Origin of the sequence: Delftia sp. K82 (assembly GCF_002193035.1) — a bacterium.
Lineage (GTDB): Bacteria > Pseudomonadota > Gammaproteobacteria > Burkholderiales > Burkholderiaceae_C > Comamonas > Comamonas acidovorans.
Map to the genome: position 1 here is coordinate 2,096,097 of NZ_MYFL01000001.1, position 23,740 is coordinate 2,119,836.

Annotated in this window: 24 protein-coding genes; 10 read left to right on the forward strand and 14 right to left on the reverse strand. The window is 63.2% G+C overall.

Going from position 1 to position 23,740, the window contains the following annotated elements; genetic code table 11:
• Positions 1 to 43: 43 nt before the first annotated feature.
• The gene (locus tag KDK82_RS09320; RefSeq protein WP_306417366.1) at positions 44 to 1,243 is read right to left on the reverse strand and encodes a restriction endonuclease; all 1,200 of its coding nucleotides are present in this window, start codon (positions 1,241 to 1,243) and stop codon (positions 44 to 46) included.
• 229 nt (positions 1,244 to 1,472) lie between these two features.
• On the opposite strand from KDK82_RS09320, the gene KDK82_RS09325 reads away from it, so the two are divergent.
• The 5 genes from KDK82_RS09325 (at position 1,473) to KDK82_RS09345 (ending at position 8,624) form a co-directional block, all read left to right on the forward strand.
• On the forward strand, positions 1,473 to 2,711 hold the full coding sequence (locus tag KDK82_RS09325) for an alpha-xenorhabdolysin family binary toxin subunit A (protein ID WP_088164668.1): 1,239 nt from the start codon (positions 1,473 to 1,475) through the stop codon (positions 2,709 to 2,711).
• 89 nt (positions 2,712 to 2,800) lie between these two features.
• Complete coding sequence (locus KDK82_RS09330) at positions 2,801 to 5,209, forward strand: hypothetical protein (protein ID WP_256974427.1); 2,409 nt, start codon at positions 2,801 to 2,803, stop codon at positions 5,207 to 5,209.
• 53 nt (positions 5,210 to 5,262) lie between these two features.
• Positions 5,263 to 6,504: a hypothetical protein gene (locus KDK82_RS09335; RefSeq protein ID WP_256974428.1), complete on the forward strand. Its 1,242-nt coding sequence runs from the start codon at positions 5,263 to 5,265 to the stop codon at positions 6,502 to 6,504.
• Between the two features lie 120 nt (positions 6,505 to 6,624).
• A complete protein-coding gene (locus KDK82_RS09340) occupies positions 6,625 to 8,028 on the forward strand; it encodes an MFS transporter (protein ID WP_179217876.1) in 1,404 nt (467 codons plus the stop codon).
• 158 nt (positions 8,029 to 8,186) lie between these two features.
• The gene (locus tag KDK82_RS09345) at positions 8,187 to 8,624 is read left to right on the forward strand and encodes an OsmC family protein (RefSeq protein WP_016447025.1); all 438 of its coding nucleotides are present in this window, start codon (positions 8,187 to 8,189) and stop codon (positions 8,622 to 8,624) included.
• Positions 8,625 to 8,690: 66 nt separating this feature from the next.
• Here the strand turns inward: KDK82_RS09345 and KDK82_RS09350 are convergent, their stop codons facing one another.
• The 6 genes from KDK82_RS09350 to KDK82_RS09375 form a co-directional block, all read right to left on the reverse strand.
• Positions 8,691 to 9,521, reverse strand: coding sequence for a SprT-like domain-containing protein (locus tag KDK82_RS09350; RefSeq protein ID WP_088164672.1), 831 nt, complete (start codon positions 9,519 to 9,521; stop codon positions 8,691 to 8,693).
• Positions 9,522 to 9,562: 41 nt separating this feature from the next.
• Entirely contained in the window at positions 9,563 to 10,147 is a 585-nt protein-coding gene (locus KDK82_RS09355; RefSeq protein ID WP_088164673.1) for a flavin reductase family protein, read from the reverse strand.
• A 47-nt stretch (positions 10,148 to 10,194) separates the two neighbouring features.
• The gene (locus KDK82_RS09360) at positions 10,195 to 10,827 is read right to left on the reverse strand and encodes an NAD-dependent dehydratase (protein ID WP_088164674.1); all 633 of its coding nucleotides are present in this window, start codon (positions 10,825 to 10,827) and stop codon (positions 10,195 to 10,197) included.
• A gap of 80 nt (positions 10,828 to 10,907) precedes the next feature.
• The gene (locus KDK82_RS09365; RefSeq protein ID WP_088164675.1) at positions 10,908 to 12,008 is read right to left on the reverse strand and encodes an alkene reductase; all 1,101 of its coding nucleotides are present in this window, start codon (positions 12,006 to 12,008) and stop codon (positions 10,908 to 10,910) included.
• A 115-nt stretch (positions 12,009 to 12,123) separates the two neighbouring features.
• A complete protein-coding gene (locus KDK82_RS09370) occupies positions 12,124 to 12,705 on the reverse strand; it encodes a TetR/AcrR family transcriptional regulator (protein ID WP_088164676.1) in 582 nt (193 codons plus the stop codon).
• A gap of 55 nt (positions 12,706 to 12,760) precedes the next feature.
• A complete protein-coding gene (locus KDK82_RS09375; protein ID WP_088164677.1) occupies positions 12,761 to 13,711 on the reverse strand; it encodes a LysR family transcriptional regulator in 951 nt (316 codons plus the stop codon).
• Between the two features lie 123 nt (positions 13,712 to 13,834).
• On the opposite strand from KDK82_RS09375, the gene KDK82_RS09380 reads away from it, so the two are divergent.
• The 5 genes from KDK82_RS09380 (at position 13,835) to KDK82_RS09400 (ending at position 19,325) form a co-directional block, all read left to right on the forward strand.
• Positions 13,835 to 14,845 (forward strand): tripartite tricarboxylate transporter substrate binding protein, encoded by a 1,011-nt coding sequence (locus KDK82_RS09380; protein ID WP_088164678.1) that lies wholly within the window; start codon positions 13,835 to 13,837, stop codon positions 14,843 to 14,845.
• Positions 14,846 to 14,849: 4 nt separating this feature from the next.
• On the forward strand, positions 14,850 to 16,766 hold the full coding sequence (locus tag KDK82_RS09385) for an AMP-binding protein (RefSeq protein ID WP_088164679.1): 1,917 nt from the start codon (positions 14,850 to 14,852) through the stop codon (positions 16,764 to 16,766).
• 194 nt (positions 16,767 to 16,960) lie between these two features.
• A complete protein-coding gene (locus KDK82_RS09390) occupies positions 16,961 to 17,689 on the forward strand; it encodes a DUF4198 domain-containing protein (RefSeq protein ID WP_088164680.1) in 729 nt (242 codons plus the stop codon).
• 194 nt (positions 17,690 to 17,883) lie between these two features.
• Complete coding sequence (gene modA, locus KDK82_RS09395) at positions 17,884 to 18,624, forward strand: molybdate ABC transporter substrate-binding protein (RefSeq protein WP_088164681.1); 741 nt, start codon at positions 17,884 to 17,886, stop codon at positions 18,622 to 18,624.
• Between the two features lie 35 nt (positions 18,625 to 18,659).
• The gene (locus tag KDK82_RS09400) at positions 18,660 to 19,325 is read left to right on the forward strand and encodes a molybdenum ABC transporter permease (protein WP_088164682.1); all 666 of its coding nucleotides are present in this window, start codon (positions 18,660 to 18,662) and stop codon (positions 19,323 to 19,325) included.
• 32 nt (positions 19,326 to 19,357) lie between these two features.
• Here the strand turns inward: KDK82_RS09400 and KDK82_RS09405 are convergent, their stop codons facing one another.
• The 7 genes from KDK82_RS09405 to KDK82_RS33425 all read right to left on the reverse strand — a co-directional run bounded on the left by KDK82_RS09405 (position 19,358) and on the right by KDK82_RS33425 (position 23,728).
• A complete protein-coding gene (locus tag KDK82_RS09405) occupies positions 19,358 to 20,071 on the reverse strand; it encodes a hypothetical protein (protein ID WP_088164683.1) in 714 nt (237 codons plus the stop codon).
• 117 nt (positions 20,072 to 20,188) lie between these two features.
• On the reverse strand, positions 20,189 to 21,067 hold the full coding sequence (locus KDK82_RS09410) for a hypothetical protein (RefSeq protein ID WP_088164684.1): 879 nt from the start codon (positions 21,065 to 21,067) through the stop codon (positions 20,189 to 20,191).
• A gap of 13 nt (positions 21,068 to 21,080) precedes the next feature.
• Positions 21,081 to 21,461, reverse strand: coding sequence for a hypothetical protein (locus KDK82_RS09415; RefSeq protein WP_230355392.1), 381 nt, complete (start codon positions 21,459 to 21,461; stop codon positions 21,081 to 21,083).
• Between the two features lie 107 nt (positions 21,462 to 21,568).
• A complete protein-coding gene (locus tag KDK82_RS31880) occupies positions 21,569 to 21,985 on the reverse strand; it encodes an SMI1/KNR4 family protein (RefSeq protein ID WP_143343427.1) in 417 nt (138 codons plus the stop codon).
• Between the two features lie 21 nt (positions 21,986 to 22,006).
• On the reverse strand, positions 22,007 to 22,540 hold the full coding sequence (locus tag KDK82_RS31885; RefSeq protein WP_143343429.1) for a hypothetical protein: 534 nt from the start codon (positions 22,538 to 22,540) through the stop codon (positions 22,007 to 22,009).
• Positions 22,541 to 23,031: 491 nt separating this feature from the next.
• On the reverse strand, positions 23,032 to 23,550 hold the full coding sequence (locus tag KDK82_RS09420; protein WP_157760125.1) for a DUF4303 domain-containing protein: 519 nt from the start codon (positions 23,548 to 23,550) through the stop codon (positions 23,032 to 23,034).
• Between the two features lie 100 nt (positions 23,551 to 23,650).
• Positions 23,651 to 23,728 carry an RHS domain-containing protein gene (locus KDK82_RS33425; protein WP_230590973.1) on the reverse strand — a complete coding sequence of 26 codons (78 nt, stop codon included), beginning with the start codon at positions 23,726 to 23,728 and terminating at the stop codon, positions 23,651 to 23,653.
• Positions 23,729 to 23,740 lie beyond the last annotated feature (12 nt).

The following is a 23,740-nucleotide window of genomic DNA, read 5'->3' on the forward strand; positions in this document are numbered from 1 at the left end:
AGCTGGACGGCGGCGCAGGGTCGAAAGCAGAGCATCTACAAAATCAGTTCCCATCCACAACCCCAACCATCTCCCGAGTCCCTCGACACCCCGCACCAAACGCCGAGCATCCCCAAAACGCCTTTCCCGCAGCAGGCCCGCGCTTCGCAACCCGCTGAACCATGGCTTTCCCGCATTGAGGACAGCCAGGTATTGGGGCGGCAGCCGGTTGCACTGTGTCAAAAGCAGGCTCCGTCTTGACGGGCTCGGCCACATGCACAGGGTTCGCCAAAGGTACAGAAGTCCGGGCCTTGTTTGCTGAAGTCTCTCCTGTCTGGGCCTTTGCCTCCTTGAGCAATTTCATGAGAGCGGCACCGTCCATGAGGTGGATATTCCTCCCCGCAGCAAACGCCACAGCCTCCTGAGTAAACCGGCCAGAAGTCACCACAAAGCCGGCAGCGGCCCCATCAGCCGCCATGACTCCATATAGCTCGCGCACCGTGGAAACGCCCACCTTGAAGGCTTTCCACTGCTTGCATTGCACCAGTGTCTTTTCGCCATCCTTCGAGAGGACCAGGTCCACGCCACCATCGGGCCCGCCGCCACCGGTTTCCCTGACGCCGTAGCCGCGCCGCCGAAATCCCTCACCCACCAGCGTTTCAAACTCTCGCCATGACATGTTGTTCAGCGCATCCGCGCTGGAGCTAGCCGAGGTGGTTTCGAACAACCGGCTGCGGCGGCGCTTGCGCACGGCGGAAATGGCCGCGCCGGCCAGGCAGATGAGGGGCAGGATGTACTGGCCACCGGTAGCCAGGCCCTGCCATATGGCCGTGGTGGCCAATTGGCCTATTTGCTGCGGGCTTTGTGCTGCAGGCAGGGGACGGATGGCAATGGAGTGCAGCACCATGTAGCTGGCAAGTGCCAATGCAATGCCGGCCCACCAGGGCAGCATGGCGATCAGATCCATGAGGTCTTCTGCCGTGCTGGTCTTTCGTTTTCTTGCCACTCCTGCGCCTCCATCGTTCAAATTGCCAAACATTTTGCAACATTTATGGGTGAGGCGAATTCCTGTGCCAATGGGTGCGGTGAAATCAAGAGAAATTGACACTGATGGTGTCTTCTGGTTGTCGATGAAAGTGCGCAATGTGCTATTGATTGCGTAGCAGATGGTGTATGTCTGGTCTGCGAAATTCTCTGTCTCGTCGTTTGAGGCAATGGACTGATCGTGCTCATTGCCATGGGTCGCGCAGGGGACAGGCGCCATTGGGTGTGAGAGAGCAGTCCGGCGGCTGTCCTTATCCCCAGTGCTGTATGAATTTGTGTCACTTGTTTGGGGGACATACAGGGCCATGGCGGCTACCTAGCATCCGGTCGACTGGAGCGCAAAAGGAGGACGGGCGATGACTGCGGTGCGGTCATTTCTTCAACGCCGCCGCTTGTTTGCACACCGATTCGAGGCCGGATTCGGCCTTTCACCATCAGGAGCCTTCGCCATGTCCGACTCTGCAAATTCAACGAATGCCTTCACCCCGTCTGCCGATATCTACAAGGGAATCTCTGTTCTCAGTTCAGAGGACTGGATCGGGCTGACGACGTTCTTCGAGTCTGCAGTCACCGACAACCCGACCACCACGGAGCTGATGCGCGCCATGCTGGGCATGCAGAAGCAGGATGCTTTCAGGCCGGAGTTTTCCGAAGCGGTGGAGCTGTTCGTCACGCTCAAGGGTGTCGGCCAGAAGTTCAAGGCTGACGTGCAGGACAAGATGCTGACCCTTGCCGACGATATCGTTCAGTACAACGATGTGGCGGCAACCACCTATGAACGGCTGATCGAGCTGGTGGACCGATTCGATCTGGAGGGGGCGCCCACCCCATCGGCGGAGCCGGCAGTGGAAGCGAAATGGAAGGCCCTGGTCAAGGTTTGGGAAAGCGATACGCCCAGCGGGCGGTCGGAGCAGATCAAGCGCAATTTCAGCAGCGCGCTGGAGCAGTTGATTGAAGACGCCAATGCACGATCGGTGCGTGCCTTCGCGCTGCAGAACTCCATTCTTGACAACGGCAACGGAATACTGATGCGCCTGAATGCCTGCAAGACCGCATTCAATGGACAAAAGCAGAAGTTCACGACCACTCTGGGCGCCGAGGGTGCTGCCAACCAGAAGCTGAAGGCCGCCGTGGAGAAGTTGGAGAACGACTTGAAGGCCCTGCGCCGCAAGGAAAAGGATGAGGTCATCGTGCTGTCCACGTCTCCGGCCTATCTGGCCATTCCGCTTTTCGGGCCGCTGATTCTGGCGGGGGTGGATATCGGTGTGGGTGCGGACCTTGCGGTCACGCGCAGGAAGATTGCCGAGAAGGTGGATGAGGTGAGAACCATCCAGGCCACGATGGCTACGAACGAGCGATTCATCGGCTACTACAACCGAAGCAATGATCGCTTTGACAGCATCAGCAAGAGCATTGAAGACCTGGGACCCAAGCTCAAGACGCTAGGCGAGGCATGGCGTGCGATTTCTGCCGATCTGGGCAACCTACACAAGGTCTTGAGCACCACCGGCCGCAAGTCCCTGCAAGGGGAAAACTGGTTCAGCCTGACGGTGGTGCTGGGCACGGCCAAGAAGGGCTGGGCGCGTGTCGCCGGACAGGCAGATCATTTCCGCCGCTTTGGCGGCACGCCGAAGAAGGCGCAGAGCGTGGACCAACTGGTGGAGCTTGCCAGCAAGAAGGCAGCCTGAGCGATCTGCTCCGGCCTTTGTCCAACCGCTGCACAGGTGCAGTGCCTTACCTGGAATCACCCGCCATGACTTCAGCAATGACTCCCGCGATGACTCCCATTGAATTGCGGCCCCTGATCGATCGCTACCGAGCCGAGGGCCTGGTGCCGCCAGGGCCGCTGGTCTGCAGCGGTGGCCGCGCGCCGGACGGCAGCTTCAATCCCTTCGGCATCGTGGCCGATCTGGTGGTGGACCTGAAGGTGTCGCTGGACGAGGCCGACGCGGCCGGCCTGCAGGCGCTGGACATCCATGCCGATACCGTGGTGGTGCCCGAGGGGTTCGACAGGCGGCTTGACGGTGCGGTGCGGCGGCTGACGGTGGTTGCCCGCCGCATTGTTTCCGAAGGCACGACGGTTCTGCGCATGCTGCATGACGCGGACAACGAGCTCAGCAGGGTGCGCATTTTCGTGGAAGCCGTGGAGGGCCGGTTCACGCTGTACGGCGGCCCCACGCGCGACACCCCTTATGCGCTGGAGGAGGCCTGGGACACGGTGGCGCGGCCGCAGTTCAGCAATTTCCTGTGGCAGGACAACCGGGCTGTGGTGAAGCACACCCCCGTGCCGCCCGGCCTGCTGGAGCATGGCGAGCCGATGCACAGGGTGCTGGCCGCGCTGTTTGCCCTGAGCGCCGGCATGGTGGGCAGGCCCGGCCATAGCGAGGCCGAGCTGGCGTTGTGCCATGAGGCGCTGGCCTGGATCACGCGCTGGTCAGGGGTCGAGTCCGGGTTTGGCGAGTTGATCCAGGCGGCGGGTTCGCTGCAGCGTCTGCTGCCGGTCATGGGCGTTGACGGGTTGGCCAGGCCGATTCCTGATCTGAGCGCCGGCAGCTATCTGTCGCTGGCCAAGGCCCGGCAGGAGGTGATGGCGGCCATGGAGGCCCACCTGCGCAGCCTGCGCGCCAGCGGCGAGCTGGCAGGTGCCGTGGGCAGCGTCGCGCAGGCGTTTGCCGACCGGGATACCTTGGACCTCAAGACGCTGGAGGCACGTTGCACCGAGCTGGAGCAGCGGTTGATTCAACAGATCGAGGCCCTTGACCGCGCCGCACGCACGGTGCGCCAGGAGGAGCTTGAAGCGGAACTTGCCGCCATGCGGCTCAAGCTTGAAAGCGACGTTGCCCAGATCGTGCGCACCGTGAAGATGAGCCTGGAAATCGCCTTTGGCGTCATTGCGGTCGCGGGCAGCGTGGCCGCCCTGTGCGTGGGCGTGCCGCCCGACCCGAAGGCGCTGACCGAGACCGGTCAGAAAGGCGTGCTCGGCCTGAAGGATTTGTACGGGCAGGCCAAGACGCTTGGCGGCAGCATAGACGGCCCGCTCAAGGCGCTGAAGGCCCTGGGCCAGTCGTTTGCCATTCCGCTGCAATGGGCCAGGCACAACTCCAGCACGCTCAAGAATCTGGTGGATCCCGCCAAGGGCGCATTGAATGCGGTGCTGCCGGTGATCCGTGGGCCGCTGGGCGGGCTGGATGTCGAGGGGATTTCCCGGGAGCTGGGCGACACCATGCGTGCGCTTGCGCTCATGCCGGATGCCAATGAAGCCAAGGCCGCCTGGACGGTGCTGGAGAACGATGCAGTCAACCGGCTGGATCTGGTGCTTGCCACGGAAGGCACCGAGGCGGCGGTGCGCAACGCTGCCAACACCCTCAAGACACAGGTGCAGAAGGTGGGCGTCTATGGCCGCCTGCTGGCAGAGCAAAGCGCATCCAAGAATGCCATTGCCCGTGAGCTTGCCACGCTCAAGCTGGAATACGTTGCGGTGATCGGCAAGCGCAAGCGCCTGCAGGCGCTGGAGCAGCTGGCGCTGACAGAGCTGGAGCGCAGCGCGCGGCTGCAGGGGGAAATCACCCTCAGGGCAGAAAGTGCGCGCCGCGGTTTCTTCGTGGACTGCTTCGGTGTCCGCGCCGCACAGGCCTACGAGACAGGCAAGCAGCCCGGCCACCGTCTGTCGATGCCAGGCACGGCCGCTGCCATGGCAGATGCACACGCCACCCTGCTGGCAGACCACGCCAGCGCGCAGGCGGCCAATGCGAGGACCCAAGGGGATCTGCGGCGGGAATTGCGGGTCACTGACGCCGCGCTGCTGCAGCAGCTGGCGCATGGGCAGCCCATCAGCCTGTCCATTGCCACCAGCCATCCGGCACTGGCCAGCTACCGCCGCATCCGCCTTTCGTCGGTGCAGGCCTGGCTGGAGTTTGCCGATGCCTCGGCCCAGCGCATCAATATCGACATGGTGACCGGCAGCGACTTTCATGACAGCACGGGCAACGGGGACGAGAGGCTTTTCTGCTCGCCCCTGAAGATCAACTTCACGTACGCCGGCGACCAGATCGAGTTCTCGCAGCACCTGGGAGATGTCTGCCCGACGCCGTTCACGACGTGGCTGATCGAAGTGCTGGAGCCCCGACAGATGCCGGCAGCGCCTCGGGCCCTGCGCCTGCTGATGGCCGGCACTGCAGCCAGATGACCCGGCTTCTGTGGCTGCCCGCCGCTGCCACGGCGCTGTGCTGCGGTGGCGCCATGGCAGCGAGCTGCCGCGTCGAAGCCGAGCCCGCGCGTGAGCCAGTCGCACGGCAGGTATGGACCGATATCGCCGAGTTCTCATTCCTGACCGGGCTTGATCTGGACGATGCCAGCGGCCGCATGACGCTGGTAAGGAGCCTGGAGAGCATGCAGTCGTTCCCTTCGCTGAAGGCGGCATCGGCCGCTTGGGGCACGCTGCGTGCCCGTATCGACGGGCTGGCCGATACGGTGCAAAAGCTGGGGCAGGCCGTCGGGCGTTTGCAGCAGCTGTGCGACCAGCTGGATGCCGTTTCGCTGGCCGCCGACGCGCCGCTGGACGAGGCCCGATGGAATGCGGGTGTCGCAGCCGTCGAGACGGAGATGGATACGGCCATTGCGGCGGCTGCACCCGTCGTGGCGCAGCTGGAAAGTCATGCCTCGCTGCTTCGCGTGGCCGCCGCGCACCATGCCAGGCAGCCGCCACCGGCAAACGCGGTGGTCCGCCTCGGGCCCGCGCCGCAGGCGATGGCAACGGAATTCAGCACCCTGGCATTGCGCTGGCGGGCCGTGGCCTCCGACCTTGCAAATGCTCGCCGCATCTTGCCGGTGAGGCCAGTGCGTGGTTCATCCGCGCCCTTGATCGCCATGACGGCCGCCATGCGGGAACTGGCACGGATCTCCGCCGAGGCACACGCACTCTCGGCCCAGCGGCTCAGCGATGCGGATTTTCGGCGCTACGAGACGGGCGACTACCTGTACGACCAATGCCCCATGCTCAAGGACCGCCAATGGGTCGGGCTGCAGAACCTGTATTGGAGTGAAAGGCGCAATGCGGTAGCGCTGCTGCAGGGCACGGGCCTGGTGTCTCCCCCCGGGCTGTACAACGTCAAGCCATTGCAGATTTCCGTCCCGGCCATGATTCTGGGCGCCGACAGATGGAGGTTCATGCGCACCGGCAAGGGCTACTGGCTGGTCCAGAATGCGGCGTTCGGACCGGGCGCCATGGCGCTCGATGTCACCAGCGTGGCCGGGAAACCGTACCTTGAACTGAAGATGACGGCGTCGGCGGGGGACTCCCCACGCTTCAGCGGCCAGCAATGGCGCTGTGCGCCCAGTGACCTGCCGGGTCAGTTCCATCTCTACAACCGCTTCCTGTCGGATGCCGTCGTGCTGGACACGGCCAATGACAATGGCATTGCCGTCATGCTGCCGGCCACCAGCCGCTCCTCTGGCCAGTATTGGCGTGTGATCGAGCGGTAAGAGGTATTTGGGGGCAGGACCCCCTTGATCTCAACCGCACTTGAGGTTGCATGCTCCAGGCTTCTCGTCGCCATGGCACTGCGCCATGGCCGGCGCAGACCCTGCAACCAAGAAGCATCCATGCCCCATCAAGATTCCCTCACGCTGGACGATCAGGTCCGGCCGACGACCACCGAGAGCTGGTCCATCCTCTCCTCCCCCTACCGCCTGACGACGATCGGCATCGTCTCGCTGGTGGCCTTGATTGCCTTTGAGGCCCTGGCCGTGGCCACCGCCATGCCAGCGGTGGCCCGCGCGCTCGATGGGGTGCCGCTGTATGCGGTTGCCTTTGGCGTGACCCTGGCCACCAGCGTGGTGGGCATGACGGTGGCCGGCGGCTGGTGCGACGCGCGCGGACCGGCGGCGCCGCTGTGGTCTGGCATGGCGTGTTTTGTGGCGGGGTTGCTGCTGGCGGGCTTTGCGCCTTCCATGCCGGTGTTTCTGGCGGGGCGGCTGGTTCAGGGGCTGGGGGCGGGTGGCATGTCGGTGGCGCTGTACGTGCTGGTGGGCCGGCGGTATCCCGAGGCACTGCGGCGGCGCATTTTTGCGGCGTTTGCCACGGCCTGGGTGGTGCCCGCGCTGGTGGGGCCGGCGTTGAGCGGCCTGGTGGTGGAGCACCTGGGCTGGCGCTGGGTGTTCCTGGGCGTGCCCCTGCTGGCCTTGCCGGCCGGGGCGATGCTGCGCCCGGCGCTCCAGGGCCTGGGCGGCCATGGCCGGGGCATGCAGGGCGGTGTGCAGCGCGGGCTGTGGGCCCTGGGCGCGGCCACGGGCATCTGCCTTCTGTATGTGGGCGGGCAGAGGCAATCGGCGGGCGCCTTGGGGGCGGTGGCGGTGGCCACGGCCTTGTCGCTGGTCTGCACCTGGAAGCTCTTGCCGGCCGGCACGCTGCGCGCCGGGCGCGGGCTGCCCAGCGTAATCGCCTTGCGCGGGCTGGTGTTTGCAGCATTCTTCGGGGCCGAGGCGTTTCTGCCGCTGGTGCTGGCGCGCGAGCACGGGCTGTCAGCGCCCATGGCGGGGCTGGTGCTGAGCGCGGGTGCGCTGGGCTGGTGTTCCGCCTCCTGGTACCAGGGACACAGCCGCAACGGCTGGAGCCGTCACCGCTTCCTGCGCGTGGGCACCAGCGCGGTGCTGGCAGGCGTGCTGCTGACGGCATCGGTGGCCTGGCCGGCCGTGCCCGTGTGGGTGGCGGTGGTGGGCTGGATCGTGTCGGGGCTGGGCATGGGCCTGCTCTCGGCAAGCCTGTCGGTGCTCACGCTGTCCATGTCCGCACCCGGTGAGCAGGGCGCCAACAGCTCGGCCCTGCAGCTGTGCGAGGCCATTGCCGTGGCGGCCACCCTGGCCATTGGCGGATCGCTGTTTGCGGCCTTGCTGGAGACTTCGGCCCAGGCGGCGTATCTGGCGAATTTTGGGGTTGCGGCCGGGGCGGCGGTGCTGGCGGCGGTGATCGTGGGGCGAACGGATACCCGGCAGGTGTTTGTGGGGTGAGGGGGCCGGCGTTGCCATCACAAAGATCGCTGGATGAGTGTTTAAGCCTGGCTCTGTAGGACGTGCTCTCAGGGGCGCGCGCGCCCCGGGACCACGCCTTGCCCTGTGGCGCCTGTGCTGTGATGGCGGCTTGTCCAATCAACGCACAGGAGAAACACATGTCCGAGAAAACCGCTTCCGTCCATTGGGAAGGTGCAGGCAAGACCGGCCAGGGCCGCATCAGCACCGAAACAGGGGCGCTCAAGGACCATCCCTACGGGTTCGGCAGCCGCTTCGGGGATGACCGCAAGGGAACGAATCCCGAGGAGATCGTGGGCGCCGCGCATGCGGCGTGTTTCACGATGGCCTTTGCTTTTGCCTGCGAGAAGGCGGGCATCGCCACCGAGATGCTGGACACCACGGCCAAGGTCCGGCTTGCCAAGGATGGCGAGGGCTTCAAGATCGACCGCATTGCCCTCACGCTGCAGGCCAAGGTGCCCGGCATCGATGATGCGCAGTTCCAGAAAATCGCCCAGGAGGCCAAGTCCCAGTGCCCGCTGTCCAAGGCACTGGCAGGCGTGCCCGAGGTGACCTTGGTGGCCACGCTGCTGCATTGAGTTCGCACAGGCGCTTGTGCCGGGAGGTGGGGCAGGGCAGGTGCAGCGCTCTGGCTTGCCGGGCGCTCAATCCTGGGCCATGAAGCCCTTGCCGCAATCGCCGCAGATCAGGTTCAGCCCAGGCTTTCCCCAGACATTGACGGGCGCCGCGCAGCCGCCGCAGCGGTACTTGACGCGCAGGGATTTGTTGACGGGCTGCACCATGGTCTCGCCGGTGGTGGAGCCCGGCACAGCCACCGAGGTGCCTACGGGCCGCACGGCTTCGGCCAGGGCGGGCACTGAGGACATGGGCGGCTGGGTGCCTTGCATGCCCTGAATCTGCGTGGCCATGCTCCACTGGCCCGTGACCACATGCTCGATGGCCGGGAAGCGGTCGTACCAGCTCAGTTGGAAGCGCGTGGTCAGCAACTGCTCGCAGGCCGCGAGGAAGGGGCCGCCCGCCATGGCGTAGTCGGCCATCATGTCGCCCGTGCGCCGGCCGCCCGGCCGGCCCGTGGACGAGGGCATGAGGCCCAGCGATTCCAGCTTGTCCGCCCATTCCTCGTTGTGATACCGCGCGCGGCCCGGCTTGCCGAAGTGGTGCTGCCACAGGTGCGTCATCTCATGCACCAGGGTCTGCAGCGTCTCGATGATGGGCACGGCCGCGAAGTAGGCGGGGTTGAGCGCAATCTCGTCCGTGGTGCTGCCATCCAGCGACGCAAAACGCGCGGCAGAGAAGTAACCGCAGGTGCGTTTCTCGCGCTGCAGCGTGATCAGGCAATGGGGCAGGGCATCGTCGAACAGGCGCTGGTTGAAGTGCTCGTAGGCCTGCTGCAACTCGGAATAGGTTTCGCGCGTGGGGACTGCGCGCGAAGAGGCAAGGGAAGATGCAAGGGAAGAGGCAGTGGCCGAGAGCATGGCTGGATTGTGCAATACAGCCATGCCGCCATTGGCGAGTTTCAGGGCGATCCGTCCTGCACGTTCAACGCCTGCCCAATCGCATAGAACTGCCCACCCGCCACATAGTGCAGGCTGCGCAGCGCGGAGTCGGCGTCCTCGAAGTGCCAGTGGCCGTCGCTGAATACGCGGGTGTCGGACCAGGCGCCCACGATCTCGCCGATGAACAGGTCGTAGGCCTGCTGGTTGTGGGGCTCGGGGATGAGTCGGCAGGCCAGCCAGCCGGCGCAGCCGTCCACGAAGGGCAGGTCGAACCCTTCCATGTCGAACAGCTGAACGCCGCTGGTGGCGAGCTTGCCGGCATCGGTGGACAGGCTGAGCGTGCCGACCTCGTGCGTGAGTCGCAACTGGGCGGCCGTGGGCACCTGAATCACGAACATGCCGCTTTGCTCGACCAGGGCGCGCGTGGCCGTGGCCTTGTCCAGCACCACGGTGAGCTTCGGGGGCGCAAAGTCCAGCGCGCAGCACCAGGCTGCGGCCATGACGTTGTCCACGCCGCCGTGGCGGGCCGAGACCAGGACGGTGGGGCCGTGGTTGATCAGCCGGTAGGACTTGGCGAGATCGACGGGGGCGATATGCGGGTTCATGCAGGGGTTCCTGAAGGGTTCTGTTTTTGCGCGTGCAGGCGCCGGGTTCATTCGGCCAGCGCCTCGGAACCCACGATATGGACGCCGGGCCTGGCGTTGACAGCTGCCTCTATCAAGGCATGGGCGATGCGCTGCGCGGGGTTGAGCCGCCAGCGCCGGGGCAGCAGCGGGCCCAGGGCGCCAAGAACGCCGACCATGAAGCGCTCGCCCGCGCGGTGCTCGGTGCGCGGGCCGCTGATCAGGCCGGGGCGCACGAAGGTGAGGGAGGCAAAGCCTTGCGCCTGCAGGTCACGCTCGAGCTCACCCTTGACGCGGTTGTAGAAGATGCGCGAGCCGGCGTCGGCGCCCATGGCCGAGTTCAGCACATAGGTGGGCGTGCCGTGGCGCCGCGCCAACTGTGCGGCCAGCAGCGGATAGTCATGGTCCACACGCCGAAACGCCGGCTGGCTGCCGGCTGTCTTGATGGTGGTGCCCAGGGTGCAGACCAGGGCGTCGGCCCGCCACCAGTCGGCGTCTTCGGGCAGGTGCTCGAAATCGACGATGGGGGCGAGCATCCTGGGGTGCTCCGGCAGCGCCCGGCGTACCGGGGCCACGACGCGGGTGATGCGGCTGTCGGCCAGGGCCTGTTGCAGCACCTGGCTGCCCACCAGCCCCGTGGCGCCCACGATCAGCAGTTGCATGGCTTGGTCTTTCGCTTGGTCATTCGATGAGGACGCAGGTCAGCCAGTGTGCCGCAGATCGCGGGGCGCCAGTCCTGTGCTCAGGCTGCCACAGGCCAGTCGATGTAGCCCTGGGCGCCGCCGCCGTAGTAGGCCTCGTGCGGGGCCACGGCCAGTTCCTTGCCATGGCGCAGGCGGGCCACCAGATCGGGGTTGGCGATGAAGGGGCGGCCGATGGCCACGGTGTCGATCAGGCCCTTGGCGCGGCGGTCCATGGCCAGTTCCAGGTCATAGCCGTTGTTGCCCATGTAGGCGCCGTCAAAGAGCTTGCGCAGCGCGTCCAGGTCCACGCCGGGCGGCAGTTCGCGCGAGCCGCCGGTGGCGCCTTCCACGAAGTGCAGGTAGGCCAGGCCAAAGCGGTTGAGCTGGGGGATCAGGTAGCCGTAAAGCGCCATCACGTCGCTGTCCAGCGGCGTGTTGCCGGCGTTGGGTGTGACGGGCGACAGGCGGATGCCCACGCGGTCGGCCCCCCAGACCTTGGCCACGGTGTCGGTGACTTCCAGCGTCAGGCGGGCGCGGTTTTCGATGCTGCCGCCATAGGCGTCGCTGCGGTGGTTGGTGGAGTCGCGCAGGAACTGGTCGAGCAGGTAGCCGTTGGCCGAGTGCACTTCCACGCCGTCAAAGCCTGCACGCTTGGCGCATTCGGCCGCATGGCGGTATTGCTCGACGATGCCGGGGATTTCGCTGGTTTCCAGGGCACGGGGCATGGATACCTCGGCCACGCCGTTGGGCGTGAAGGTGACGCCTTCGGCCTTGATGGCAGAGGGGGCGACAGGGGCCACGCCACCGGGCTGCAGATCCACGTGCGAGTAGCGGCCCACGTGCCATAGCTGGGCCACGATCTTGCCGCCGGCCGCGTGCACGGCGTCGGTGACCTTCTTCCAGCCGGCGACCTGTTGCTCGGTCCAGATGCCGGGCGTGAGGTTGTAGCCCCGGCCCTGTGCGGAGATGTTGACGGCTTCGCTGATCAACAGGCCCGCGCTGGCGCGCTGGGCGTAGTAGGCGGCGTGCAGTTCGGTGGGCACGCCGTCGTCACCGGCGCGGCTGCGGGTCAGCGGGGCCATGACGAAGCGGTTGGCGAGCGACAGGCCGCCCAATTGGGTGGGGGAGAACAGATCGGTGTGAAGGCTGTGGTCGGTCATGGTGTGCAGTGGTGGTGGTTGAACAAAAAGGAAGAGGGATAGGTAAAGGGTGTGGGTTTTGAAGTTGACCAGTCGTCTACAAACAAGGCAAATAAAAAGCGGCGGCCAGGCGTGCTCAGCCCAGCAGCCGCTTCGTGGACACAAGGGCTGCGGCAAATGGCTCCTCATGCCTGCCCAGCTTGGACAGCAGGGAGGCGCCCAGCCACAGCTGGTACAGCGATTCGGCCAGCGCAGGCGCGTCCAGGTCGGATGTGATGGAGCCATCGGCTTGGCCTGCGCGCACGCAGTCGGTCAGGCGAGAGATGATGGCGTCGGTGCCCGTGCGCAGCACCGAGCGCATGTCGTCGGACAGGTCGCAGACCTCGGGGCCCAGCTTGACCACGAGGCACTGGCCTCCTGCATGGGCCGAGCACTGGTTCTGCGTCCAATGGCGGAAGTAGGTCATCAGCCGGGAGATGGCCGGATCGGGCGTCTCCATGAGCGCATCGATCTTGGCCAGGTACTCGTCGAAGTACTCCTGCAGCAGGGCCTGGCCGAACTCTTCCTTGGACTTGAAGTAGTAGTAGAAGGAGCCCTTGGGCACGCCCGCAGCCGCGACGACCTCGGCCAGGCCGACGGCCGTATAGCCTTTCTGGGTCATCAACGCCTTGGCCACATCAAGGATGTGCTGGCGTGTTTCCTGTGCGGGTTTCTTCATGGGATCGAAGTCTAACGTAAAAACCGACCAGTCGTCTACAAACTTTGTTCCCGCGTCATTTCGGCGGTGGCAAGGCCTGCGCCGTGTCGGGCAAGTCACCCGGCCGGATGATGCGCGCAAGGCCCATCCTGTCGCTCAGAAAGTCGATCAAGGCCCGGGCGGCACCGGACTGGAAGCGGTTGGGCATGTACAGCATGAACATGCGGCCCTGGTTGATGCTGAATTCGTAGTCCTGCATGGCCAGCACGACGCGGCCATCTTCCACCTCGCGGCGCACCATGTAGTCGGGCACCAGCCCCACGCCCAGGCCGCCAGTGATGCAGTCGCACAGGAAAGGGTAGCTGCGCGACATCAGCGTGGGCGTGATGTCCAGCTCCTCCAGCGGCTGGCCGTTCCGCGCAATCTGCAGGCGCACCTTGCCGCTTTCGCCGCCCGATGTGATGAGCGGCGTGCGCGACAGCTCGGACGGTGTCTCCGGCAGGCGGTGGCTGCGCAGCCAGTCGCTGGAGGCGCACAGGCTGTAGCGCACCGGCCACATGTCGCGCGCCACCAGCATGGGTGGCGGGTCGGACATGACGCGGATGGCGATGTCCACGCTGTCCTTGAGCAGGTTGTCTATGAAGTTTTCCAGGCGGATGTCCAGCACCACCTGCGGATGGGCGCGCTTGAACTCGATCAGCCACGGCGCCATGACCAGGTGGCCGTAGCCGGTGGGTACGCTCAGCCCGATCTTTCCCGAGATGTCGTCCGTGCTGCTTTGGGCCAGCTCGCGCACCAGTTCGGTCTCGTTGAGGATGTTGCGGGCATGGCGGTAGATGCGCTGGCCGACCTCGGTGGCCTCCACGCCCTGGGGCGTTCTGCGCAGCAGCGATGCGCCCAGGGACTTCTCCAGCCGGGCCAGGTGGTAGCTCACGTTGGCCCGCGACATGTTCAAGAACTTTGCCGCCTGGCTCAGGTTTCCGTGCTCGATGATCTGGACAAGGATGTTGAATGCCAGGAGATCCATGCGTTGCGGTCCAAGGGGGTGTCAATATTGTTTGACATGATGTCAACCGCCGCCGCCATTGTCAAAGAGGGTGCGCTGGGCAGAATGGGCCAGCCAGAACACATAAACATTCAAGGAGACAAGATGGCATTCATGACAAAAAGACAGGCGCTGGCCAAGGGGCTGGCGCTGGGCGCCATCGGCATGGCCGCGTTCGCAGCGCCGTGTGGTGCCGCGCTGGCCGACACGGGCGCCTGGCCCGACAAGCCCATCCGCCTGGTCGTTCCCTTCCCGCCGGGCGGACCCACCGATGGCGCGGCGCGCGTCTACGCCGAGGCGCTGGCGCGCCAGCTGGGCCAGCCCGTGGTGATAGAGAACAAGCCCGGCGCATCGGGCGCGGTGGCGGCAGGCCAGTTCCGCACGGCTGCGCCCGATGGCTACACGCTGATGATGATGGTCACGCCCACCATCATGGCGCCGCATTTCTTCAAGAACGTCAAGTTCCACCCGGCCACGGATTTCGCCTCGGTCACCAAGATCTATGACTTGCCCAATGTGATTGCGGTCAATGCGCAGTCCCTGCCCAAGGTGACCGATCTCAAATCGCTGTTCCAGTACGCCAAGGCGCAGCCCGCCACGCTGGACTACACCAGCTCCGGGGCGGGCAGCTCGGGCCACCTGAGCATGGAACTGATGAAATCCGCCAAGCTGCACACCATGCAGCACGTGGCCTACAAGGGCAGCGCGCCCGCCATGAACGACACGCTGGGCGGCGTGGTGCCGGTGATCTATGCGGACATGGTGTCGGCGCTGCCCCATATCCGCAGTGGCCGGCTGAGGGCGCTGGCGGTGGGCACGCCGCAGCGCGTGAAGGCGCTGGACGGCGTGCAGACCATGGCCGAGCAGGGCTTTGGCGGCTATGAGGCATCGTCCTGGGGCGGCCTGGTGGCACCCAGGGACACGCCGCGCGCCATCATCGACAAGCTCAGCGCCACCTCGCGCCAGCTGCTGGCCACCGACGAGGTGCGCGACCGTTTCGAGAAGATCGGCGTGGCGGCCGCCTACCTCAACCCCCAGGACACCGAGGGCCTGATCCGCAGCGACTACACGCGCTGGGGCGAGGTGGTGCGCACCAACGGCCTGGGCGCGGAGTGAATCCATGGCCATGAGTCCTATCCCTGCGCAATCCATGTTCCGGCCCCTGCGGGCCGTTTGCAGCCTGGCCGATGTCGAAGCCATCGAAAGCCGGCCCATGGCGCAACTGATCACCGCGACTTCGGTCTACGACCTCTTTTGCAACTCCGCGCGTGAGCACGGCCAGGGCAGGGCGCTGAGCTTTCTGCCCCAGGCCGGCAGCGTGGATGATGCCCGGCACCTGAGCTATGCCGAACTGCTTGGCAAGATCCACCAGACGGCCAACGCCCTGCATGCGCTGGGCATGGGCGCCAGCGACACGGTGGCCATCCTGCTGCCCGGCTGCATGGAGTACCACTTTGCGCTGTGGGGCGGCGAGGCGGCGGGCATCGTGCAGCCCATCAATCCGCTGCTGAGTGCCGAGAAGATCTCTGCCCTGATGCGGACCACGGGCGCGCGCTTTCTGATCGCCTGGGCGGACGAGGACGATGCCGGCATCCGCGAGAAAGTCACGGCGCTGGATGCGGACCTGGCGCATGTGCTCTGGGTCTCACATGAAGGCCGGGTTCCCCAGGGGGATGGACAGCGCTGGCCCGCCAGCGATCTGCATGCCGCCCTGGCCGCCCAGCCCTCCGACCGGCTGGTGAGCGGGCGCCAGCCCCAGGCCGGCGACGTGGCGGCCTACTTCCATACCGGGGGCACCACGGGCGCGCCCAAGATCGCCGTGCAGACGCATGGTGCCCAGGTCTACACCGCCTGGGCCAGCGTGCAGATGCAGGGCCTGAACACGGCCGACCGCACCATCAACGGCTACCCGCTGTTCCATGTGGCGGGCGTGCTGCCGGGCTCGCTGGCCTGCTTCTCGGCCGGGGCCCACGTCATCATTCCGACCACCGGTCTGTTCCGCAACAAGGCCGTGATTGCCGGCTTCTGGCGCATGGCGGCACAGTGGAAGCCCACGCTGATGTCGGCCGTGCCCACGGTGCTGGCCGCGCTGGTGGAGGTGCCGCTGCAGGGGGCCGATGTGTCCTCCATCCGCTACTTCCGCACGGGCGCCGCGCCGCTGTCGCCCGAGGTGGCGGCGCGCTTCAAGGCGCACAGCGGCTTCCATGTGCACGAGAGCCTGGGCATGACCGAGATGACGGGCATCTCCACCATCACGCCGCCCGGCCTGCACGCGGCGGCGGGCCATGTGGGCCTGCGCCTGCCGTTTGCGCGCCTGGCCGTGCGCCGCATGGGGCCTGACGGCAGGCCATCAGGGCAGGAAGCCGCGCCCGGCGAAACCGGCATGGTGGTGTTCCAGTCGCCCAACCTGTTTTCCGGGTACCTGGGTGGCATTGAGCCGTCCAGCTACCTCACCGATGACGGCTGGCTGATCACGGGCGACCTGGGCTCGGTCGGCGACGATGGCCTGCTGCGGCTGCGCGGGCGCTCCAAGGACGTCATCATCCGCAGCGGCCACAACATCGATCCGCAGGTGATAGAGCAGGCGCTGGAGCGCCATCCCGCCGTCAAGGCCTGCGCCGCCGTGGGCGCACCCGATGCCTATGCGGGCGAGGTGCCTGTGGCCTTTGTCGCGCTCCAGCCCGGCGCCCAGGCCGATGAGACCGAACTGCTGGCCTTTGCCGCAGCCGGCGTGGACGAAGCGCCTGCGCGCCCGCGCTATGTGCGCATCATCGATGCGCTGCCCACCACCAACGTGGGCAAGGTCTACAAGCCGCGCCTGCGCAGCATGGCTGCGGAAATCTACGCCCGCACCCTGGTGGCCCAGGCGCATGAGCGCATGGGCCTGCCGCTGCCGCCCGCGGCCAGCACCACGCACGCGGAGGGCGAGGGCTTTGTGCTGCGACCGGCCAGGGCGGCTGACCGGAGCCCTTGGGAGCAGGCCGCCGAGGCGCTGGCCTTCACGGGCGAGCCGGTGCGCATCGAGGATGCCGCCTGAGCGCTGGGCCGGACCCCATTGCAGCCACCTGGTGAACTGCGCTGGGGCGGTGCGCAATGCGCATAGAATGCAAACCATTCGCATTCAATAATCAATGCGGCGACATGCGGCCGCACCCCACTCCCCAAGCACGTTCATGCCGTCGGCCCGTTGTGGCGCCGATGGCTGTTTTTTTGTCCTTTGAGGAAGCTGCAATGAAGAAACACTGGATTCTTGTCTCCGCACTCCTGGCCGCCAGCGGCGCCAGCCAGGCCCACCAGATCTGGCTGGAACAGCCGGCCGGCGAAACCGCCGTGATCCGCTTTGGCGAGTTTGGCGACAACCTGCGCGAGACATCGCCGGGCCTGCTCGACAAGTTCGGCAAGCCAGTGGCCACCCTGGTGTCTGCCCAGGGCGAGAAGGCGGCCGATGGCCGCAAGACCGGCACTGGCTTTGCGCTGCCCTTCAAGGCCGGCCAGGGCGACAGCATCGTGGCCGAGGATGCCGGCTACCCGCTGTACACCAGCAAGAAGGGCGAGCAGGAACTGCGCAACTGGTACCACCCGGCCGCGCGCCTGATCACCGGCTTTGCCGCCCAGGCCCCGCGCCTCACGCTGGATGTGGTGCCCGCAGGCAAGGCCGGCGAGTTCAAGGTCATCTACAAGGGCCAGCCGCTGCCCAAGGCCAAGGTCGTGCTGACCGTGCAATCGGGCTGGAGCAAGGAAGCCCATGCCGACGAGCAGGGCCTGGTGCAGTTCGACATGCCCTGGAAGGGCACCTACGTGGCCGAAGCCACGCACGACGAGCGCAGCGGCGGTGAGCGCACCGGCCCAAACGGCGCAGAAAAATACGACGGTGTGCACTATGTGACCTCGGTCACCTACGTCAAGCCTGAAGGCGTGGCGCCCATCGCTGCCGGCCCTGCGGCCAAGCCCAACAAGTAAGCGCTGCGGCCAAACACCTTGGCCCCAGACGCAGGCAGCCATGCCTGCCGGCCTCCATGCCTCATGCATGGAGGCTTTTTTATGGGCGCTGCAGTAGGAACACATGGGTGGGTGCGGAATTCGTCGTATACGATTGAATATTTCGTAAAGAGAGGGGCGTGGGCTTCAACGCCGCGTTCTAGAGGAGGAAATCCATGTTCAAACGCATACTGTCCCGCGGCCTGGCGCCGCTCCTGGCGCTGTTGTTGGCTGGCTCGGCCAGCCTGGCCCATGCCGATGAAGGCCTGCTGCTGGCCGCTGGCGCCGGCTACCGCAAGCCCGTGCTGGAACTGCTGCAGGCCTTCGGCCAGGCCACGGGCATTCGCGCCGAGGCCAGCTTTGGCAACATGAAGCAGATCGAGACGCAGGCCCGCCAGAACCCCGAGATCGCCGTGCTGATTGGCGACCGCGCCTTTGTCGAGCCCATGCAACTGGCCGAGCGCTACATCACGCTGGGCCAGGGCCAGCTGGTGCTGGTGGCCTCGCGCGGCCAGCGCCTGGAAAGCGTGCAGGACCTGGCCAGGCCCGAATTCAAGCGCATTGCCATCGCCGACCGCAGCAAGGCCGTGTACGGCAACGCGGCGCGCATCTGCCTGGAGCGCCTGGGCCTGGCGCAGACGCTGGGCGATCGCCTGGTCGAAGTGGCCACGGTGCCCCAGGTCAGCGCCTATGTGACCACCGGCGAGGTGGACGCAGGCTTTGTCAACAAGACCGAGGCCCTTGCCCTGAAAGACCGCGCGGGCGCCAGCGTGCCGGTGGCGGCCAGCTGCCATCCGCCCATTGAACTGAGCCTGGCCGTGCTCAAGGGCCGCGCCTCATCACCGCAACTGCAGGCGCTGCTGGACTTCATCGCCACGCCGCAGGCCCGCCAGGTGCTGGAGCGGCACGGCCTTTGATGGGCCACCCATTGCCTGCTGGCAGCTGACAGTCCATGACCGCCTCCGTTTGCGCCCAGGCGCCGCTAGCCCTGACCGCGCATGTCATTGCCTGGAGCCTGCTGCTGCAATTGCTGGTGGGCGCAGGCCTGGGCTGGCTGCTGGCACGGCGCCGGTTTGCGGGGCGCCAACTGGTCGATGCGCTGGTCAGCCTGCCGCTGGTGTTTCCTCCCATCGTGCTGGGCTATGGCCTGCTGGTGCTGCTGGGCCGGCAAGGGCTTGTCACACAGATGCTGCCGGCCGTGCTGCGGCCCGACATCGTGTTTTCGCAAACGGGTCTGGTCATTGCGGCCTTCATTGCCGGGTTGCCGCTCATGGTCAAGCCCACGCAGGCCGCCTTTGCAGGCACTTCGCCCCGCCTGCTGGAGGCGGCGGCCATGCTGGGGCACCGCCCCTGGTCGGTGTTCTGGCGCATCGAGCTGCCGCTGGCCCGGCGCGGCATTGCGGCCGGCCTGATCCTGTCGGGGGGCCGTGCGCTGGGCGAGGTTGGCCTGTCGCTCATGCTCGGCGGCAACATCATCGGCCGGACGGAAACCCTGTCACTGGCCATCTACAACAACGTATTGGATGGAAATCTGGCCTGCGCCAATCAGCTCTCTGTGATGCTGGGCGTGCTGGCCATGGCGGCCTTCATGGTGCTCAGGCGGCTTGGCGCGCTGTGAGAGGGCCTGGCAGGGCGCAAGCTGGAAAGGACTCAGGGCAGGAACGGCGAAGACAGCAGCCGCAGGCCGATGGAGAACCACCGCTCCTGCGTGCTGCTTCCCGCGCGATTGCCGTAGGTGGCATCAATCTGCACATGTCCAGGCACCAGCCAGTAGCGCAGGCCCATCTGGTAGAAGGGCTTGCCCTGGTTCTGGCCGAATGTCTCGGCAATCAGCCAGGTGCTCTGGCTCAATTGGGCCTCGGTGGCCAGGCCCCACGTCATGAGGTTGCGATGCGTCTGCGCCGTGCGCAGCCAGCCCACGTTGGTGTGGAAGAACAGCCGGTCATCGCGCAGCGAGAACGTGACGGGCACATAGGCGTACAGATCTCCCCGGCCCTGGCCCTCGTCATTCGGATGCCGGGCATTGCCCACGGCCAGGCCCCAGCCCCAGCCATTGGGCTGCAGTTCCTTGAACAGGGTCTTGCCCTGGATCACCACATCCGTGGTCCGGCTGCTGCCGTCCTCTCGCGTGCGTGCCGCGCCCAGCGTCAGCTCCAGATTGCCCGTGAAATTGCAGGCCGGCTGCGCCCAGAACTCCGTGCTGTCCTTTTTGGACTTGACCCAGCTTTCCAGCTGGCAGGACTTGGCATCGACGATGCGGGCATCGTCCGTGATCATGGGCCGGGCTGCATGGGCCGGGCTGGTGCCGAGACAGGCTGCCAGGCCCAGGGCTGCCGCCGTCCAAAGGGAGTGGGAATTGCGCATGGCCCGCCATCCTAAAGCCGAAAAATGACGCCACCAGAACATTGCTGTGCCAGGAGCGCCACAACAACGGCTGTGCACGGATTTACCCCATATGGCCCCATATGACCCTATATGCCCTTATATGGCTGGCACATCGAGGCACAGACGCAGACCCGCCATCTGCCCTGGCATGTTGGCCAGCGGCAGCTGAAGCTCCGTCAGCAGCATGGCCTGCTGCATGCGATGCTGAAACGGATAGAACGCCGCCGCACCGCCACGGATGCGCCACTCGTGCGGGCTGGCCTGCAGACGGGTGAACGTGGCCACCGCCAACGCCACCATTCCCCAAGGATTGGCGGCCGCGCGGTTAAGCTGCCCATCGCCAAACTGGGTCAGGCACACATCACCGGACAGATCGCGCTGGGGAACTGCGTCCCCGCACACATACAGCCGCTCCATGCCTGCCTTCGCAACGTACTCCCACTCATGGTCCCAAGGCAGGCGATAGCCCGTGGCGGCCAAAAAGCGCTGCGCTTCCTCTTGCGTGACATAGGCGGGAAACGGCCCGTCCTCGCTGTAGAAATCAGGCCGCTCCAGCCCATCGCACAGCTCCACATGCTCTTCAATCACCCACTCGAACGTGGGAAAGCGGCCCATCAGAAATGCGGGCACATGCACGGGACCCGCCTCCTGCGCTGCATGGACCACCGGCGCAATCAAGGACCAGTCCTCCGCAGGAATCGAATCGCGCAGCTTATCCAACCGCTGCGCCGTTGCCCCGTAGGTGAAATCGTCGCCCAGGACCAGGGTCAGCGTGGTCTCATGCTGCGCGTCGTAAAAGCAGGGAACCTCCCATGCCGTGCCGCCAACCTCAGCAAGTTCTGTAGAGAGGAACGGTTTTGCGAACTCGAAGCCGCGCGGCAGCCCCTCCAGAATGGCTTGGCAAATCTCTGCGCGGCGGGAGGGCAGGGTGGATTGCCAGGATTTGGGGCTGGCGAGTTCAGGGATGGTGTGCATGGTCGGGACAAAATCACATGACTTCAAACAGATGAAATTTGAGGCCGTGCGGATTCTTGCAGAAATCTTCAGGCAGCTCGCCACGCATGGTCAGATCAGACTTTTTGTCTCTGATGTAAACGTCCATCTCATAGCCCCAGTCTCCGGAATTCAATGGATAGATCCTGATGGAGACACGATCGTCTTCGGCATAAAAATCATCATTCTCCTGAGTGATCTTGCTTCCCGTGGGAGGAGGGGATAAGGCAGTGAAATCGTTTTTTCCGAGATAATTTTTCAATGCTTCACACGCCTTATCCATCTGCAACGGGCTGATGCTGAAGCGGTTTTCAAGAGATTTTTCAATCGTGATGAAAGAATGCGGCAGCCAGCAATTGTATGGTTTCCTCAGCAAGTTGAAGATTGAGGGGCATGAATATTATTGGGTTGCGTTGATTCGGGTCGGCGGCTGCTGAAGAAATCTATTGCTTTGACTTGCTTGATTTTTTAGTCCATCTCGGACTATGTGGAATTTAGGGATTCAACCAACGCCGAACCAAGATTGTCGCCTAATTTCCTTGCCGCGTTCCAGTCCAGATCTCCTAAGGGAACGGACCAAACAGAACAGTCGTTGGGGAGAGATCTGAAAACATAGCCAACTCCTCCGCCGTCCGTGGCAAAGCACAAAGCCTTGGCGCCAAGATACTTCTGAATGCAAAATTCTCTGTTGAGTTGATCAATGTCGTTCAGCGGCCAGAAAACTAAATATAGAGCCCCGAAATCACCCTCTCCTCCATTGGACCAATGCATCCATTGGGTGTAGTCGCCAGGCAGATTCATCCTTCTTGATGTGTCCTTGATTGTTTCTTCTTCCAAAGGAGGGTCACGATGATACCTGCCTGACATCAAGGTCATGATGGTGTCGATCGTGCTGGCCATGGTTATTGATTGTTCAAATAGCTAGAGATCAGTCTTAGAGAAAATTACAAAATCACCGTTGTTCGGATTATTGCCTCCTTTCCAACCACAGGGAAATCCTGATGACTCATATATTTTGAATAATTTCTCGAAGAAATTGATTTTTTCTTCTGAGAAAAGTCTGGCTTTTGCACAAGCCACAAGATCTTCGTAGAAGATGTTTGTCAGAAAATTGTAGTCATCATCATCCAGATTTAAATCAATCATCAGATGCTTGTTATTTGTTTTTATTTTTTCGTAATAGTTTTCCGAATCACGATGCATTGCGAAATTTTCTAACTGATTTGGCGGTGTGGGTATTTTAATTTCGCCCTGAACGGAATTGAATATATCTGGCAGAAAGTAATATGGAACTTTTATATCTTGATCGGTATATATTTCCAGGGCTTTATGTATATTTTTGATGATTTCTGTATGTTTATCATTATTTTTGTATATGCCGTTGAGAAATTTTCCATCTCTCATGAAAATGAGAATCTCTTGCACGTCCGCTGGATAATCCGGTATGGTTGTCATAGGTTTTTATTTTCTGAAGTTATTCAAAATATTAAATTTTGATATTTCACATTTGTTGATAATATTAAAAATCCGGTATTCCAAAATCACAACCTAGTCGATCAAAGAATCAAGAACAGGGTTAGCTGCGGTGCAGAGATTTTTCTGAGGCTTCTTTAACTGGTTTTCGTCGTTCCTCCATTCTGATTTACTCTTAGCCAGGAGCACGTAGCTGTCGGGCTCATAGAGGTATTCGATCAGGCGGAAGCCACAAATCTCTCCGGCCAGCAGGTCGCCGTAGAGGAAGGTGGTGCGCCCGAAGGAATCCTGCTTGTCTATGTGCCGGTCCAGAGCGTCGTGGCGGTAACGCGTGGACTGGAGACATACCCATCCAAAATAGATAGAGTATTTATGGAGTGTACTCCATTAGTGTTTTTCTGAATTCTCTAAATATTCAAGTTTTTTACTCTGTAGAAATCCATTCTACGAGATCAATAAGTTGGGCATTTTATTTATTCGTCTTGCTCATTAATCCATTTTTTGAAATTAGATGCTTCTTGTGGGCTGTTAAGGCGCGAGATCCATGAAATTTCCTTTTTATTATTGGTATAGCCTGTTACAGAAAAAACCAATATACAGTTGCCGAAAAAATTTTCGGATTTTAATTGCTCAAGTGCAGCTACACATGATTCGAAAAGATTTTTCTGAAATTTTATAAAATCTTTATTGCTGTGTTTTGTGCTATGAAATTTTGATATTTCGGCAGAAACGTCAGTAAACCAATCGTGTCCTGAGAATTCGTATTTCCATTCGGCTGTACTCCATTTGTAATATTGAGTGTCTTCTGGGTCTTCTTTAATTTTCTTCTCTAAAAACGAGGTAGTGTTTGCTGACGGGCAAACAGTCATAGCGCCCTCGTCAGAGTATAGGCCAAATGCACAAAAATCCTCTTCTGGATGAGAACTTCTTAAATTGGAAAATGCTTTCAAGGCTGCGTCTTTGATGACTTTTATGAAATCCGCGTTTTCCATGATGTTCCTTATAAACCAAAGCCAGGAGGCACTGGTCGTGAGTAGACACTGCCGCATCGTCAGTGCCTATGCGCAGGTACTGCAACTGATAGGTCTGGCTCTAGACCTTGTAGCTGGCGGCCCAGACGATGCGGCCGGTTTCGTCGGTGAGCTCCTGGGGGCGCCGATCTGGTCGCATTGGTAATAGTAG

Coding starts and splice junctions, on each gene's coding strand:
- KDK82_RS09405 (WP_088164683.1), bottom strand. CDS start 20,071: ATGCGCAATTCCCACTCCCTTTGGACGGCGGCAGCCCTGGGCCTGGCA.
- KDK82_RS09420 (WP_157760125.1), bottom strand. CDS start 23,550: ATGGAAAACGCGGATTTCATAAAAGTCATCAAAGACGCAGCCTTGAAA.
- KDK82_RS31880 (WP_143343427.1), bottom strand. CDS start 21,985: ATGGCCAGCACGATCGACACCATCATGACCTTGATGTCAGGCAGGTAT.
- KDK82_RS09340 (WP_179217876.1), top strand. CDS start 6,625: ATGCCCCATCAAGATTCCCTCACGCTGGACGATCAGGTCCGGCCGACG.
- modA (WP_088164681.1), top strand. CDS start 17,884: ATGTTCAAACGCATACTGTCCCGCGGCCTGGCGCCGCTCCTGGCGCTG.
- KDK82_RS09410 (WP_088164684.1), bottom strand. CDS start 21,067: ATGCACACCATCCCTGAACTCGCCAGCCCCAAATCCTGGCAATCCACC.
- KDK82_RS09355 (WP_088164673.1), bottom strand. CDS start 10,147: ATGAACCCGCATATCGCCCCCGTCGATCTCGCCAAGTCCTACCGGCTG.
- KDK82_RS09375 (WP_088164677.1), bottom strand. CDS start 13,711: ATGGATCTCCTGGCATTCAACATCCTTGTCCAGATCATCGAGCACGGA.
- KDK82_RS09370 (WP_088164676.1), bottom strand. CDS start 12,705: ATGAAGAAACCCGCACAGGAAACACGCCAGCACATCCTTGATGTGGCC.
- KDK82_RS09335 (WP_256974428.1), top strand. CDS start 5,263: ATGGCAGCGAGCTGCCGCGTCGAAGCCGAGCCCGCGCGTGAGCCAGTC.
- KDK82_RS09320 (WP_306417366.1), bottom strand. CDS start 1,243: ATGGCGCCTGTCCCCTGCGCGACCCATGGCAATGAGCACGATCAGTCC.
- KDK82_RS09390 (WP_088164680.1), top strand. CDS start 16,961: ATGAAGAAACACTGGATTCTTGTCTCCGCACTCCTGGCCGCCAGCGGC.
- KDK82_RS09325 (WP_088164668.1), top strand. CDS start 1,473: ATGTCCGACTCTGCAAATTCAACGAATGCCTTCACCCCGTCTGCCGAT.
- KDK82_RS09360 (WP_088164674.1), bottom strand. CDS start 10,827: ATGCAACTGCTGATCGTGGGCGCCACGGGGCTGGTGGGCAGCCAGGTG.
- KDK82_RS09365 (WP_088164675.1), bottom strand. CDS start 12,008: ATGACCGACCACAGCCTTCACACCGATCTGTTCTCCCCCACCCAATTG.
- KDK82_RS09345 (WP_016447025.1), top strand. CDS start 8,187: ATGTCCGAGAAAACCGCTTCCGTCCATTGGGAAGGTGCAGGCAAGACC.
- KDK82_RS09330 (WP_256974427.1), top strand. CDS start 2,801: ATGACTCCCATTGAATTGCGGCCCCTGATCGATCGCTACCGAGCCGAG.
- KDK82_RS31885 (WP_143343429.1), bottom strand. CDS start 22,540: ATGACAACCATACCGGATTATCCAGCGGACGTGCAAGAGATTCTCATT.
- KDK82_RS09380 (WP_088164678.1), top strand. CDS start 13,835: ATGGCATTCATGACAAAAAGACAGGCGCTGGCCAAGGGGCTGGCGCTG.
- KDK82_RS09385 (WP_088164679.1), top strand. CDS start 14,850: ATGGCCATGAGTCCTATCCCTGCGCAATCCATGTTCCGGCCCCTGCGG.
- KDK82_RS09350 (WP_088164672.1), bottom strand. CDS start 9,521: ATGCTCTCGGCCACTGCCTCTTCCCTTGCATCTTCCCTTGCCTCTTCG.
- KDK82_RS33425 (WP_230590973.1), bottom strand. CDS start 23,728: ATGCGACCAGATCGGCGCCCCCAGGAGCTCACCGACGAAACCGGCCGC.
- KDK82_RS09400 (WP_088164682.1), top strand. CDS start 18,660: ATGACCGCCTCCGTTTGCGCCCAGGCGCCGCTAGCCCTGACCGCGCAT.